Consider the following 14,176-nt stretch of genomic DNA (forward strand, 5'->3'; position numbering starts at 1 on the left):
TTAACGCATTGCTCTTTCGGTATCAGTCAGACTGGCCTGGAAGCTGTCACGTTCAAATATCCGCCGGGCATAGTTTTCTACAGCCCTGGCACTGTCGGGAAGTTTGATATTCAACGACGGCAGCCGCCATAACAGTGGAGCCAGGGTGCAGTCGAGCAATGAGAATTCATCACTCATAAAAAAGTTTGAACTTTCAAACAGTGGCGACAGCACGGTCAGGTCTTCCTGAATAATCTTGCGTGCCTTAGCACCTTTACCACGTTCCCGGCCGCAGAGCGCGTCCCAGAGTGAATACCAGTCCTTATCAATACGGTGCAGCATCAGACGGGCTTTAGCTCGCGCCACCGGGTCAACCGGCATCAGCGGCGGATGCGGGAAACGCTCATCAAAGTAATCAATGATGACGCGGGCATCGAACAAGACCAGGTCCCGGTCAAACAGGGTAGGACCGCTACCATAGGGATTGGCCGCTGCCACCTCTTCCGGCCATTCACCGGGAACCAGTTCTGCAATCTCTGCTTCGATCTCTTTTTCCTGAATCACAATCCGCATCTGATGGCTGAACGGACATGCCGGATCAGAATAAACGGTCATCATTGAGCGGCGGTTATTCACTGGCAGTCTCCTGATGAGAATAAACCACCGCTCTGTCGCGCTGAAGCATTAATGGACATCTTTCCAGAAGGCTTTCTTAAGCGGATAGGCGACCAGGAAGAAAATAATCAGGTACAGCAGTACCCACTTCGCCAGCGCCATTCTTTCCAACTTTGACGGCTCGCTGATGTAGGCGAGGAAATTGACCAGGTCATGAGTCATTTTGTTGTACTCATGCTGGCTGAGCTCACCTTCACGCGCTTGTACCAGTTCACCAGTTGCTTCGTCCTTAGCTAGGTAGCCTTGTTGTTCCCAAAGAACGTGAGGCATGCCCACATCTTTGAAGGCCATGTTGTTGGTGCCCATCGGACGCGATTCATCCAGATAGAAAGTGCGCAGATAGGTGTAAAGCCAGTCAGTGCCACGTGCACGGGCAATAACAGACAAATCAGGTGGGGTTACACCAAACCATTTCTGAGCATCTTCCGGACGCATCGCCACGGTCATTGTGTCACCGATTTTGTCTGAGGCAAACATCAGGTTTTCTTTAACCTGATCCTCAGTCAGACCGAGATCCTTCGCCATACGGTTGTAACGCATGAAGGAAGCCTCGTGACAGCTCAGGCAGTAATTGACAAAAGTCTGTGCGCCGCGTTGCAGCGATGCCTGGTCGGTAATATCGACCTCAACATGGTCGAGATGGACACCACCAGACGCAGCTAGCGCCTGGGTTGTGAACAATGCAAAAAAACATGCAATAACTAATGATCTCATTGGAATGTCACCCTTTCTGGCACCGGTTTATCCTTGTCGAGCTTGGTGTAGATCGGCATGAAGATAAAGAACGCAAAATAAATGACTGAGAATACACGTGCAGCCATGGTGTATATGGCCGTGGCCGGTTGTGTTCCCAGGTAGCCAAGCGCCAGGAAGCTGATAATAAACAGCACCAGAGCAATCTTGAAATAGGGGCCACGGTAGCGGATAGATTTCACCGGGCTGCGGTCCAGCCAGGGTAGCAGGAACAGGAAGACAATCGCACCGCCCATCGCCAGTACGCCCATCAGCTTGTCAGGTACCGCACGCAGAATCGCGTAGAACGGTGTGAAGTACCACAGCGGGACGATGTGCTCAGGTGTTTTGAGCGGATCTGCGGGAATAAAGTTATCTTTCTCCAGGAACCAGCCCCCACCTTCCGGTGCATAGAACAGAACCAGCGCAAAGATGAACAGGAACACCACCACACCGACAATATCCTTGACTGTGTAGTAGGGATGGAAAGGAATACCATCGACAGGTTTGCCACTGGCGTCTTTGTTTTTCTTGATTTCTACGCCGTCCGGGTTGTTTGAGCCTACCTCATGCAAAGCAATGATGTGTGCCACAACCAGACCCAGCAGAACCAGTGGCAGCGCAATCACATGGAAGGCAAAAAAGCGGTTGAGGGTCGCATCAGCGACAACAAAGTCACCCCGAATCCACAGCGCCAGTTGTTCACCCACGACGGGGATGGCACCGAACAGGGAAATAATAACCTGGGCACCCCAGTAGGACATCTGTCCCCATGGCAACAGATAACCCATAAAGGCTTCGGCCATCAGGGTCAGATAGATCAACATGCCGAAGATCCAGACCAGTTCGCGTGGTTGTTTGTACGAACCGTAAATAAGGCCACGGAACATATGCAGGTAAACGACGACAAAGAAAGCCGAGGCACCGGTAGAGTGCAGATAACGAATCAGCCAGCCCCATTCAACATCACGCATGATGTATTCGACCGAAGCGAAGGCCAGTTCGGCATCAGGCTTGTAGTTCATGGTGAGGAAAATACCGGTGACGATTTGCAGCACCAGTACCAGAAGGGCAAGTGAACCGAAGAAATACCAGAAGTTGAAGTTCTTAGGTGCGTAGTATTCGGAAAGATGTTCTTTCCACATTTTGGATGCCGGGAAGCGGGCATCCAGCCAGTTCATAAAGCTAGACATCAGGCAGCTCCTTGTGCATCTTCACCGACAACGACCAGGTTGTCACCCTGGAAGTGGTAAGGCGGGACTTGCAGATTGATCGGTGCCGGTACACCCTGGAAAACACGACCGGCCAGGTCAAAGCGTGAGCCGTGACAAGGGCAGAAGAAACCGCCTTTCCAGTCCTCACCCAAATCCGCCGGAGCCAGATCCGGACGGTACGTGGGTGAACAACCCAGATGAGTACAGATACCGACCAGAACCATCAGCTCATCGCGGATGGAACGGGTATCGTTCTGGCAGTATTCAGGTTGTTGTGAGGCCACCTGACTATTGGGATCACGTAAAGATTCATCCAGAGTTTCCAGATTGGCCAGGACTTCCTGACTGCGGCGAAAAATCCAAACGGGTTTGCCTCGCCACTCTACGGTCAGAAGCTGACCTGTTTCCAGCTTACTGATGTCGACCTCAACAGGCGCGCCGGCAGCTTCCGCTTTGGCGCTGGGCAACATGGATGATACAAAAGGCACGGCAACGGCGGCAGCACCGGCACCGCCGACAACACTGGCTGCAGCCGTGAGGAAGCGCCGTTTGCCGGTATCGATTGACTGACTCATTGAAGGATTTCCCCCAGCATTCTTAAATGTGATGACCCTGCGATTTTATCTAAAGTAAATAAAGTTTCACAAGGTGAATAATTGGTAACCGAGTAAATAAACTCTTAAATTTTAGCATACCGTGGGGGTAATAGGATCAAAAAAGCCCGCCTGAAATCAGGCGGGCTTTCGATTAAGCCGATTGTTGCGACTGAATTATTTCAGTGCTTTTTCGGTTTTTCTGACCAAGCGGCCCAGAGCACCTTTCGGGTCAGTGGCTTTAATAGCTTCCAGGTTGGTAGGTTCACCAACTACAATGGCACCACCCATGCCTGCACCCCAGTGCGGGTCACATTTGTAAAGATATACACCTTCAACAGTCAATGGTTTGGTTGAGAAGTTTTCACCCATCGCTGAAGTCCAGCCTTCAGCCCCTTCAGGGATGAATTCAACTTCACCATCAGCAGTGATGAACTTGGTATTGGCGATGTGACCGTTCATGTTGGTCCAGGAAACGGTGTCACCCGGTTGAGCAACAACAACCATCGGTTTGAATGCTGTGACAGAAGCAGTAACAACGTGATCTTCAGCCATAACAGCAGTTGACATCAGAGTCGCTGCGCTCAGAGCGGCAGCAATAAGTGATTTGCCATATTTCATTATTAATCCTCTCGTTTTTAAGGTTATTTGCCTCAGTGCGGTGCCAGTGTGGCATAGCCAAACTGAACCGAAACTGAACAAAACTAAATCCGTATATTGTTGTTGTTAATGACTTAGTTCAGTTCGAGACCGCGCGACATACTAACCCGACCCTGACTGAAAAGTCCAAAAAGAATCAACGTGAGAATAGGGCATATGCCTCATTGATGTGAATGTGAAAAGCGGCTTTCCTGTTGCTGCAGGGCCCACATGGAGGCATAAATGCCACCCTTCAGCAGCAGTTGGGCATGGCTGCCGCGTTCGCAAATCCGGCCTTGGTCCATCACCAGAATGGTATCGGCATCGACGATGGTCGACAGGCGGTGAGCAATAACCAGGGTCGTTTTGTCACGGCTGATAGCCAGCATTTCCTGAACGATGGCTTGTTCCGAGTGACTGTCGAGTGCGGAGGTGGCTTCATCAAAAACGACGATGGAGGGGTTTTTCAGCAGCGTCCGGGCAATGGCGATACGCTGCTTTTCACCGCCTGAAAGTTTCAGGCCACGTTCTCCGACCAGGGTCTGATAACCGAGAGGCAGTAGCTGGATAAAGTGATGGAGATGGGCTTGTCTGGCCGCATTAAACACCGCTTCTTCAGTGGCATCCGGCCGGCCGTAGGCGATGTTGTGATAAATGGTGTCATTGAAGAGCACGGTATCCTGAGGCACGATGCCGATGGCTTCACGCAGACTGTGTTGCGTGATGGTCCGGATATCCTGATCATCAATCAGGATTCGGCCCTGCTGTGGATCGTAAAAACGATAAAGCAAACGCACGATGGTGGATTTACCGGAACCACTGGCACCGACAATGGCCAGTTTCCTGCCCGCCTCAACCTCGAACGTAACATCATGCAGAATCGGGCGCTCAGGCTGATAGGCAAAATACACCTGATCGAACTGAATGCGACCCTGACTGATCCTGAGTTCTCCTGCTCCCGGTGTATCGCTTATCTCTTCCTGCTGCTGCAACAGCTTGAACATGCGCTCCATATCGGCCAACGAGTGCCGGATTTCTCGATAAACAAATCCCAGAAATCCCAGCGGCAAATAGAGTTGCAGTAAGTAGGCATTCACCAGCACCAGATCACCCAGCGTTAAGTTACCAGCGATCACGCCCTGTCCCGCCAGCAGCATCAGCGCAGTGAGCCCGGCGGCAATGATGATGCCCTGACCGATATTGAGGGCTGACAGGGAAGTCTGGTTACGAATGGCAGATGTTTCCCAGCCGGCAAGCTTATTATCGTATTGAGATAATTCCAGGCCTTCATTATTAAAATACTTCACGGTTTCATAATTGAGCAGACTGTCGATGGCCTGATTATTGGCTTGCGAGTCCATTTCGTTCATCGCCCGGCGGAACCGCATCCGCCACTCGGTCACCAGCAGCGTATAAATAATGTAGAGCAGGATAGTGCCGGTAGTGATCAGTGCGAAGATGGCATCGTAATTGATCAGCAAAATGACGCTGACCAGCACAATTTCTACCAGGGTCGGCACGATATTGAAGATCATAAAGTTGAGCAGGAAGCTGATGCCACGGCTGCCGCGCTCTATATCCCGGGAAATACCGCCGGTCTGTCTTTGCAGATGAAAACGAAGTGACAGACGATGGAGGTGACGGAAAATTGTCGTAGCGATACGACGAACCGAGCGAAAAATGACCTTGGCAAACAGCGCATCACGCAGTTCACTGAACACACTGCTGGCGAGTCTCAATACCCCATAGGCCACCAACATCATCACTGGCAGGTAGATCATTTCCTGTTGCTGCGGATCGAGCGCATCAACCGCTTCTTTCAGGACCAGCGGTACGCCGACATTGGCGACTTTGGCAAGGAGAAGCAGACCGAGTGCGAACAGAACCCGTCCTTTGAATTGCCAGATAAAGGGAAGCAGGCTGCGGATCGCCTGCCAGTCTTGGTGTGTCTTCATATCCCGCAGTGTAGCGGAATCCTCAAGCTGCTGGAAAAGGGTTTCGGCGTGGCAGAAAATTTTTGGTTATAATTAACAGGTTTAGTACTTGAAAAAAGGCTTAGAGGCCGCACTTTGAGAGTGACTTAACTTCCAGTGTGAGGATAAATGCATGCCGCTTTATGAATATCGTTGTGATGCCTGTAACCACGAGTTTGAGGCGCTACAGAAAATCAGCGATGAGCCCTTGGTTCACTGTCCAGCCTGTGAGGCACCGGAATTACGTAAGCTGGTCTCTGCGGCAGGCTTCAGGCTGAAAGGCCAGGGCTGGTATGAGACTGATTTCAAAACCGGCAGTAAACGGAATCTGGCAGAGAACGGCGGTGCGGCAGACAGCGCAAAAAAGCCTGAAGCCGCTGCCTGTGGAACGGGTTGCGGCTGCCATTAGCAGACGGGTAGCCATGTCTAATGCGTAAATACCTGATAGCCGGCTTACTGGTCTGGATGCCGCTGGGCATCACATTTCTGGTAATTCGTGCTATCGTCGGTTTCCTGGATAACACACTGCTGTTACTGCCGGAAGCCTATCAACCGGATAATCTGCTGGGTTTCCATATCCCTGGATTAGGGGTGCTGCTGGCGGTGATTCTGGTGCTGGCAACCGGTATGATTGTTGCCAACCTGCTTGGACGACGTCTGGTCAGTGCCTGGGAATCCTTACTGTCACGGATTCCACTGGTGCGGACTTTGTATGCCGGTGTTAAGCAGATCATGGAAGCGGTGCTAGCTACGGATGCCAAATCCTTTCGCCGGGTGTTATTGGTGGAATATCCTCGCCGTGGCGTCTGGAGTCTCGCTTTCATGACCACTGACCAACTGGGCGAGGTACAGCAAAAGACCGAATCAGACGTGATCGGCGTTTTTATTCCGACCACACCCAACCCGACCTCCGGCTTTGTGCTGATGGTCCCCGAGCATGAGGTAATTTACCTCGATATGCCGGTTGAGCAGGGGCTGAAAATGATTATCTCCATGGGCACCGTGGTACCTGACTGGCAAAAAGAGGCCTTGCTCAGAGAGCAGCCCCGACAAGAATAATAGGGTTCCGACTTGAGCGGAACAGGTTCACAAACAGATATAAATAAGATTGGAATTTTTTATGCGTAGCCATTATTGCGGCGAAGTTAACGAAACGTTGGAGGGGCAATCAGTCACGGTCGTCGGATGGATGCATCGTCGGCGTGATCATGGTGGCGTTATCTTTATCGACCTGCGGGATCGGGAAGGCCTGGTTCAGGTGGTCTGCAATCCGGAAGATGCAGAGAGTTTTGCCGTTGCAGAAAGGGTTCGTAGTGAATACGTATTGAAAATTGAAGGCCGGGTCAATTTGCGCCCTGCCGGCAGTGACAATCCGGACCTGAGAAGTGGCAAGATTGAGATTGTTGCCAAACACCTGGAAATCCTGAATACCTCAGAAACACCCCCGTTCCCGTTGAACGAGTTGCTCGATGTCAATGAAGATATCCGACTGCGTCACCGTTATATCGATCTGCGCCGTCCGGAAATGCAGCAGCGTCTGCGCATGCGGGCCCAGATAACCCGTCATCTGCGTAACTTCCTCGATGATCATGGTTTTCTGGATATCGAAACCCCAATCCTGACCAAGGCGACCCCAGAGGGGGCGCGTGATTATCTGGTCCCGAGCCGAACCCACCCGGGTGAGTTTTTTGCCTTACCGCAATCCCCGCAACTGTTCAAACAGTTGCTGATGATGTCAGGCATGGACCGTTATTACCAGGTTGTTCGTTGTTTCCGTGACGAAGATTTGCGTGCTGATCGTCAGCCGGAATTTACCCAGCTTGATATTGAGACCTCATTTGTCGACGAAGAAGAATTCATGTCACTGATGGAGGAACTGATCCGCAGTCTGTTTGCCCAGGTACTGGAACAGCCGTTGCCCAATCCGTTCCCTCGCATGACTTATGCCGAGGCCATGGCACGTTACGGCAGCGATAAACCGGATCTGCGTATTCCACTGGAGCTGGTGGAAGTCAGTGACCTGATGAAAACAGTCGATTTCAAAGTCTTCTCCGGTCCTGCCAAGGACGAGCGCGGCCGGGTGGCTGCGCTGAAAGTCCCTGGCGGCAATGAATTGAGCCGTAAAGAAATCGACGATTACACCAAATTCGTCGGTATCTACGGTGCCAAAGGGCTGGCTTATATCAAGGTTAATGATCTGGAAGCCGGCCGTGAAGGGCTGCAGTCGCCGATTCTTAAATTCCTGCCGGATGAAGTGGTCGATGCCATTATGCAGCGGGTTGAAGCACAGAGCGGTGATCTGGTGTTCTTCGGTGCTGACAAAGCGAGTATCGTCAACGAAGCTCTGGGCGCATTACGCGTCAGACTGGGTCATGACCTGGATATGGTTGAACATGGCTGGCGTCCGCTGTGGGTGGTCGCATTCCCGATGTTTGAATGGGATGATAAAACCAATCGCTGGTACGCCCTGCATCATCCGTTCACCGCGCCGAGAGCGTCGGATATTGATCTGCTGGACAAAGATCCGGAAAACTGTCTGTCACGTGCCTATGATATGGTGCTGAATGGTACCGAGCTGGGTGGTGGTTCAATTCGTATCCATCAGACTGATGTACAGAAAAAAGTGTTTGAACTGCTGGGCATCGGCGAGGAAGAAGCGAAAGATAAGTTCGGCTTCCTGCTGGAAGCGCTGAAATACGGTTGTCCGCCGCATGGTGGTCTGGCCTTCGGTCTGGATCGCCTGGTGATGCTGATGACCGGCTCGGCTTCTATCCGTGATGTGATGGCCTTCCCTAAAACGCAGTCTGCGAGCTGTCTGCTGACCGATGCGCCCAGCGTAATTGCTGATGAACAGCTCCGTGAACTGAACATTCGTCTGCGAAAATTGCCTAACGCAGAGACCCAGTAACAGGGAGAAAAACATGATTGTGGCCGAAAGAGAAATTCCGTTTGATGATTACTTTTCGCTGGATGATGAAACCTGCGAAGCCCGGATCATTGAGGCCAAAAAGAAACTGGGTGATGACCTTATTATTCTGGGACATCACTATCAGCGTAATGAAGTATTCAGGCATGCCGACTTTTCCGGCGACTCGCTGAAACTGTCGCGAAATGCGGCAGATTCCGATGCCAAGTACATCGTCTTTTGCGGTGTGCATTTCATGGCCGAAGTCGCCGATATTCTGTCACGACCGGATCAGGTCGCGATTTTGCCGGATATGGCAGCCGGCTGTTCCATGGCAGATATGGCCAACCGGGTTAATGTTGACCGTGCCTGGGAAGAGATGAAGGAAGTCTTCGACCCGGAAGAACTGGTGACCCCAATCACCTATATCAACTCAGCGGCCGATCTGAAATCTTTCTGTGGCAAACACGGTGGTATTGTCTGTACTTCGACTAACGCGCCACATGTTTTGGATTGGGCGTTCAACCAGCGTGAGAAAGTGCTGTTTTTCCCTGATCAGCATCTGGGCCGTAATACCGGCTATAAAATGGGCATTCCACTGGAAGAGATGGTGGTCTGGGACTTTGACAAGCCGATGGGCGGTCTCACCCCGGAAGAACTCCGCAATGCCAAGATGATTCTGTGGAAAGGCTTCTGTTCGGTACACCAGATGTTCCAGCCGGTACAAATCGATAACTTTCTGGAAAAATACCCGGAAACCAAGGTCATTTCGCATCCGGAATGCAGTTTTGAGGTTTGTCAGAAGTCCGACTATGTCGGGTCGACGGAATATATCGTTAATACCATTGCCAACAGCGAACCCGGTACGCGATGGCTGGTCGGCACCGAACTGAACCTGGTAAATCGTCTCAACGAGCGGTTTCAGCCAGAAGGTAAATCGGTGCACTTTATGTCTCCGACGGTGTGTATGTGCTCGACCATGTTCCGTACAGATCCACAGCATCTGCTGTGGGTGTTGGAAAACCTGGTAGAGGGCCATGTGGTCAACCAGGTATCCGTTGACAGTCAGACCGCGAAAGAGGCTAAACTGGCGCTGGACAGAATGCTGTCATTACCTATCTAAATCCGGGAGGCAACATGGCAGAGCAACGACCCGCCTGTACCGAGCAGCGTTATGAAGTCAGCCACAAGGACTTGCCTTTATCCTGTCCGATGCCCGATATGCCAGCCTGGAATGCCCATCCGCGGGTCTACCTGCCAATTGAAGAAGCCGGTGAAGTCCGCTGCCCTTACTGTGGGGCTATTTTTGTATTAAAAGAGTCGGCCGTATGAAGCAGATAGAAGTCGCTGTTGCGGTAATGCTCAGTGAAGAGCGGAAAGTACTGACCAGCTGGCGTCAGCCTCATCAGCATCAGGGCGGTTTGTGGGAGTTTCCCGGTGGCAAGCGTGAAGGGCAGGAAACGATGCTGGAAGCATTGAAACGGGAAGTTCAGGAAGAGCTGGGGGTACTGGTCGAACAGGCTGAGCCCTTTGTACGAATTGACCATGACTACGGTGACAAAAAGGTTAGCCTTGATGTCTGGCTGGTTTCGCGTTTCAGCGGTGAACCCAGTGGTAGAGAAGGTCAGCCTCTACGCTGGCAGGCTGTCAATGAGTTGCCAGCGGATCAATTTCCCGCTGCTAACCTCGCGATTATCGAAGCACTGAAACAAGCCACGATTTAATGAAAGGCATCCGGATCCTGATCCGGATCGATAACCGGTTCACCGGCGATACGGTGACCTTCGGAAGCCCACTCTCCCAGATCAATGAGTTTGCAGCGTTCACTACAGAACGGTTTCCATTTCTGATCGTCTTGCCAGGGAACGGATTTTCCACATTGTGGACAATTAACTTTTGTCACCATAGTTACATTGCACAACAGCTTAGTTTAAAAGAAACGGGCTCTCGCGCTTGCTGGGGTCGCTGATTAATATCAAATTCCATAAACCGGACAGTAAAGCGGTGTTTACCGCCGCTGACTTCCGGAAAATAACTCACTGCGCTGGGGATTTGCACCCGAATCAGTTGATAAGGCTGATTGCTGTCCAGGCTGCGCTGGAAAAAGCCGTCCTCAGCGGTTTCTTCACGAAAGCCCACGCTACCGCGGATCAGGCGCAGGCTCATGCTGACAGCGTTGCGCACTGACTGAAATTGATTAAGCCAGAAATGGCATTGCTGACTGCGCAACTCAGGGTCAGTGTGTTGCAGCCAGAAATGGTAAGCCGGCAGATCAAACTCACAGGTGCCACCGGGAATACTGGAGCGTTGGCGGATACTGTAGAGAAATTCATTCTCTCTCAGCGTCTGGCCGATCCCACTTTTCTGAACATGCAGCGCATCCAGGTTCTGGTCCAGATCAGCCAACAGCGCATCCAGTGCCTCACGATCGACACCGGGTGTATTTTCCAGTGCAGAAAGATTAGCGCTCAAGCGCTCGATTTCTTTCATCAGTTCCTGCTTCAGATCACTGCGTTCAAACACGCTGAGCATGTTGAGCATGGCATCGAGGGCATCCCGGTGATGCATTTCAGAGTGGCCGGTCAGGGCATTGTCGACCCGCCGGAACAAAAACTCTAGCCGCAGGAAGGTACGGATGCGCTCGTTCAGGGGCTGTTCGAAGATAATAGTGTCTGACACGGTTTCCAAATGTTCTGACAAGGAATAATGGCCTTATTGTCCATGACTGTGCTTAGCCTAGCAACTCAGACGACATTTTCTGCCAGCTTCAGATACAGTTCGTGCAATTGTCTGAGCTGAGGAATGAGCGAGGCGACAGTATCACTGTTGTCGATAATGTCATCAGCAACAGCCAGTCGTTCCGCACGCTGACACTGGCTTTCCAGCATTTTCCTGGCTTCGTTTTCAGTGATATTGTCTCGAGTCATCAGCCTCGATAACTGCGTCTTTTCATCGATATCCACGACGGCAATGCGATCCACCAGATCCTGCATTTGAGCCTCAACCAGCAGCGGCACCGAGAGAATACAATAGGGCGACTGGCAGTCAGCGGCCGCAGCCAGCATTTCTCGCCTGACCTCAGGGTGAGTGATCGATTCCAGAGTCTGCCTGGCCGCGACATCACTAAAAATACGCTTCCGTAACCAGGCGCGGTTAATTTCCCCGTTTTGCTGAAGTACCTCATCACCAAAAGCCGCGATCACCCGCTGATAGCAAGGCGTGTGTTTAGCCAGCAGATTTCTGGCAATGACATCGGCATCAATGACCGTCGCACCCAGTTTCTGGAACATGGCCGTGACAGTCGATTTGCCACTGGCGACACCGCCGGTCAGTCCTACTTTGAAAGTCATCAGCTCAGGCCGACAGTGCCCAGATAGAGGCGGTTAAGGCTGTCCCCCCAGATAAGGGCAATCCAGCCTGCTGCAGCGAGGTAGGGGCCGAAAGGAATCGGGGTATCACGCTGGTGATTTTTTATTAACACCAGACTTATTCCCACCACAGCACCAACCAGTGAGGAGAGCAATACAATCATCGGCAGAGATTGCCAGCCCATCCAGGCACCAAGCGCGGCCAGCAATTTAAAATCACCATAGCCCATCCCTTCCTTACCGGTAATGAGTCTGAACAGGTGATAAATGCTCCACAGCACAAGGTAGCCGGCAATAGCACCAATCACGCTGCTAGTCAGGTCAGTGAACTGACCAAACAGGTTGAACAGGATACCGAGCCAGACCAGCGGTAGCGTGATTTTATCGGGAAGCAACTGGTGGTCGAGATCGATAAACGTCAGTGCAATCAGTGACCAGGTCAACAGCAGTGCTCCCAGACAGGCCCAACTGAAGCCAAAATGCCAGGCAACGAGTAAAGAGAGAATGCCTGTGATGGCTTCGACAACGGGGTAACGGGCCGAGATTGCAGCACCGCAGCCACGGCATTTCCCACCCAGAAACAGGTAGCTGATGATCGGAATATTCTCGACAGCCGTGATCGCATGCTGACAATGCGGACAGCGCGAGCGGGGTGTGGAGAGGTTGAAAACCGTCTGTGGCGACGCTGGCTGGTTTGACAATTCCGCGCACTGATTTTCCCATTCCCGCTGCATCATCACAGGCAGACGGTAAATCACCACATTGAGAAAACTACCTACCAGAAGGCCCAGCAGGAGGCTTATCGTCAGCCAGGCTAAAGATGACGAAGCCAGAAAATTAATGGAATCCATTCTTTAAACAACAGCGCCAAGTTTAAATATGGGCAGATACATCGCGATAACAAGCGTACCAATGACAACACCCAGAAAAGCCATAATTAATGGTTCCATCAGTGCAGTCATATTATCCACAGCTTCATCCACTTCACGTTCGAAGAAGTCAGCGACCTTTGCAAGCATAGAATCGAGTGAACCAGATTCTTCGCCAATGGCCGTCATTTGAACGGCCATATTAGGAAACAACTCGGTAGCCAGCATGGCCTTGTTCAGTTGCGTGCCGGTAGCTACTTCATCGCGCATCTCCAGTGTGGCTTCACTGAATACGATATTACCGGTAGCACCTGCCACAGAGGTCATTGCTTCTACCATTGGTACGCCGGCTTTGAACATGGTGGAGAAGGTTCTGGCAAAGCGTGCAATGGCGCCTTTATGCAAGACATTCCCGATGATGGGCAATTTTAATAACAACCTGTCCAAAAAGTGCTGCAGTTTTCGAGAGCGCTTTTTGGCGGCGAGAAAACCGACTATCGTGCCAATAATGCCACCGAATAACAGCCACCAAAACTCTTGGAACCACTGTGACAGGGAAATAACCATCTTGGTCAGACCAGGCAAGTCAGCGCCAAATCCAGTGAAAAGGGCTTCAAACTGTGGAATCACGAAGATCATCAAAATCGAGGTAACGATAAAGGCCACGACAACGATAGCCGAAGGATAGACCAGCGCTTTGCGAATTTTTGATTTGAGCGCTTCGGTTTTTTCCTGATAATCAGCGATTTCATGTAGCAGAGTTTCCAGCGTACCTGACTGCTCACCGGCATTGACGAGGTTGACGTAAAGATCGTCAAAGTGCAGTGGAAACTTAGACAAGGAGTCAGCAAGGCTGGTACCTGATTCAACATCCGATTTGATGGCGAGTACCATTTCCTGCATGCTCGCATTCTCATGGCCTTGACCGATGATTTCCATTGACTGCATCAACGGCACACCTGATGACATCATTGTCGCCAACTGACGGCTGAAGACAGCGATATCTGCAGGTTTGATTTTGGGCTTACGCGGGGCGAAGAGATCCTTGGGCTTTTTCTTGACTTTAAGTGGCGTCACGCCCTGTCGACGCAATTCTGCCCTTACCTGATTAACATTTTCACCGCTTAACTGACCTTTGACACGGCGACCCTGCTTGTTGGTGCCTTGCCATAGGTAAATATCAGGGACCTTGACCTTTTTAGCCTTGCTTGCTTGCGCTTGTGCCACCC

At 51.5% G+C, this 14,176-nt stretch carries 17 protein-coding genes; 6 read left to right on the forward strand and 11 right to left on the reverse strand.

Translation table 11 applies throughout. The annotated features are described in order from the left end of the window. The 6 genes from FH755_RS07145 to FH755_RS07170 all read right to left on the reverse strand — a co-directional run bounded on the left by FH755_RS07145 (window position 1) and on the right by FH755_RS07170 (window position 5,787). The gene (locus FH755_RS07145) at window positions 1-615 is read right to left on the reverse strand and encodes a glutathione S-transferase N-terminal domain-containing protein (RefSeq protein ID WP_366658723.1); all 615 of its coding nucleotides are present in this window, start codon (window positions 613-615) and stop codon (window positions 1-3) included. A gap of 48 nt (window positions 616-663) precedes the next feature. Beyond that, entirely contained in the window at window positions 664-1,368 is a 705-nt protein-coding gene (locus FH755_RS07150) for a cytochrome c1 (protein WP_292440019.1), read from the reverse strand. After that, on the reverse strand, window positions 1,365-2,582 hold the full coding sequence (locus tag FH755_RS07155; RefSeq protein WP_292440275.1) for a cytochrome bc complex cytochrome b subunit: 1,218 nt from the start codon (window positions 2,580-2,582) through the stop codon (window positions 1,365-1,367). The genes FH755_RS07150 and FH755_RS07155 overlap by 4 nt, the downstream gene beginning before the upstream one ends. Beyond that, on the reverse strand, window positions 2,579-3,175 hold the full coding sequence (petA, locus tag FH755_RS07160) for a ubiquinol-cytochrome c reductase iron-sulfur subunit (RefSeq protein ID WP_292440021.1): 597 nt from the start codon (window positions 3,173-3,175) through the stop codon (window positions 2,579-2,581). Before petA ends, FH755_RS07155 begins: the two co-directional genes overlap by 4 nt. A gap of 195 nt (window positions 3,176-3,370) precedes the next feature. Next, window positions 3,371-3,814, reverse strand: a complete 444-nt coding sequence (locus FH755_RS07165) for a plastocyanin/azurin family copper-binding protein (protein WP_292440022.1) — start codon at window positions 3,812-3,814, stop codon at window positions 3,371-3,373. Window positions 3,815-4,014: 200 nt separating this feature from the next. Further along, window positions 4,015-5,787 (reverse strand): ABC transporter ATP-binding protein/permease, encoded by a 1,773-nt coding sequence (locus FH755_RS07170; RefSeq protein WP_292440024.1) that lies wholly within the window; start codon window positions 5,785-5,787, stop codon window positions 4,015-4,017. 151 nt (window positions 5,788-5,938) lie between these two features. On the opposite strand from FH755_RS07170, the gene FH755_RS07175 reads away from it, so the two are divergent. The 6 genes from FH755_RS07175 (at window position 5,939) to mutT (ending at window position 10,434) form a co-directional block, all read left to right on the forward strand. Then, window positions 5,939-6,214 (forward strand): zinc ribbon domain-containing protein, encoded by a 276-nt coding sequence (locus FH755_RS07175; RefSeq protein ID WP_292440026.1) that lies wholly within the window; start codon window positions 5,939-5,941, stop codon window positions 6,212-6,214. 20 nt (window positions 6,215-6,234) lie between these two features. Beyond that, a complete protein-coding gene (locus FH755_RS07180; RefSeq protein ID WP_292440028.1) occupies window positions 6,235-6,864 on the forward strand; it encodes a DUF502 domain-containing protein in 630 nt (209 codons plus the stop codon). 61 nt (window positions 6,865-6,925) lie between these two features. Further along, window positions 6,926-8,713 carry an aspartate--tRNA ligase gene (aspS, locus tag FH755_RS07185; protein WP_292440030.1) on the forward strand — a complete coding sequence of 596 codons (1,788 nt, stop codon included), beginning with the start codon at window positions 6,926-6,928 and terminating at the stop codon, window positions 8,711-8,713. Between the two features lie 13 nt (window positions 8,714-8,726). Next, window positions 8,727-9,833 carry a quinolinate synthase NadA gene (gene nadA, locus FH755_RS07190; RefSeq protein ID WP_292440032.1) on the forward strand — a complete coding sequence of 369 codons (1,107 nt, stop codon included), beginning with the start codon at window positions 8,727-8,729 and terminating at the stop codon, window positions 9,831-9,833. A gap of 14 nt (window positions 9,834-9,847) precedes the next feature. Then, window positions 9,848-10,042, forward strand: a complete 195-nt coding sequence (locus FH755_RS07195; RefSeq protein WP_292440034.1) for a zinc-finger domain-containing protein — start codon at window positions 9,848-9,850, stop codon at window positions 10,040-10,042. After that, window positions 10,039-10,434: an 8-oxo-dGTP diphosphatase MutT gene (gene mutT / locus FH755_RS07200; RefSeq protein WP_292440035.1), complete on the forward strand. Its 396-nt coding sequence runs from the start codon at window positions 10,039-10,041 to the stop codon at window positions 10,432-10,434. The genes FH755_RS07195 and mutT overlap by 4 nt, the downstream gene beginning before the upstream one ends. On the opposite strand, the gene yacG is transcribed toward mutT, so the two are convergent. From yacG to FH755_RS07225, 5 genes are all read right to left on the reverse strand, one after another. Further along, window positions 10,431-10,616, reverse strand: a complete 186-nt coding sequence (yacG, locus tag FH755_RS07205; protein WP_292440036.1) for a DNA gyrase inhibitor YacG — start codon at window positions 10,614-10,616, stop codon at window positions 10,431-10,433. The two genes, mutT and yacG, sit on opposite strands and share 4 nt — an antisense overlap. 2 nt (window positions 10,617-10,618) lie before the next feature. Continuing rightward, on the reverse strand, window positions 10,619-11,389 hold the full coding sequence (zapD, locus tag FH755_RS07210; protein ID WP_292440038.1) for a cell division protein ZapD: 771 nt from the start codon (window positions 11,387-11,389) through the stop codon (window positions 10,619-10,621). 65 nt (window positions 11,390-11,454) lie between these two features. Next, complete coding sequence (gene coaE, locus FH755_RS07215; RefSeq protein ID WP_292440039.1) at window positions 11,455-12,060, reverse strand: dephospho-CoA kinase; 606 nt, start codon at window positions 12,058-12,060, stop codon at window positions 11,455-11,457. Then, window positions 12,060-12,929 (reverse strand): A24 family peptidase, encoded by an 870-nt coding sequence (locus tag FH755_RS07220; RefSeq protein WP_292440040.1) that lies wholly within the window; start codon window positions 12,927-12,929, stop codon window positions 12,060-12,062. The genes coaE and FH755_RS07220 overlap by 1 nt, the downstream gene beginning before the upstream one ends. Window positions 12,930-12,932: 3 nt before the next feature. After that, on the reverse strand, window positions 12,933-14,174 hold the full coding sequence (locus FH755_RS07225) for a type II secretion system F family protein (RefSeq protein WP_292440041.1): 1,242 nt from the start codon (window positions 14,172-14,174) through the stop codon (window positions 12,933-12,935). Window positions 14,175-14,176: the final 2 nt, after the last annotated feature.

Source organism: Methylophaga sp. (genome assembly GCF_009711715.1).
Taxonomy (GTDB): Bacteria; Pseudomonadota; Gammaproteobacteria; order Nitrosococcales; family Methylophagaceae; genus Methylophaga.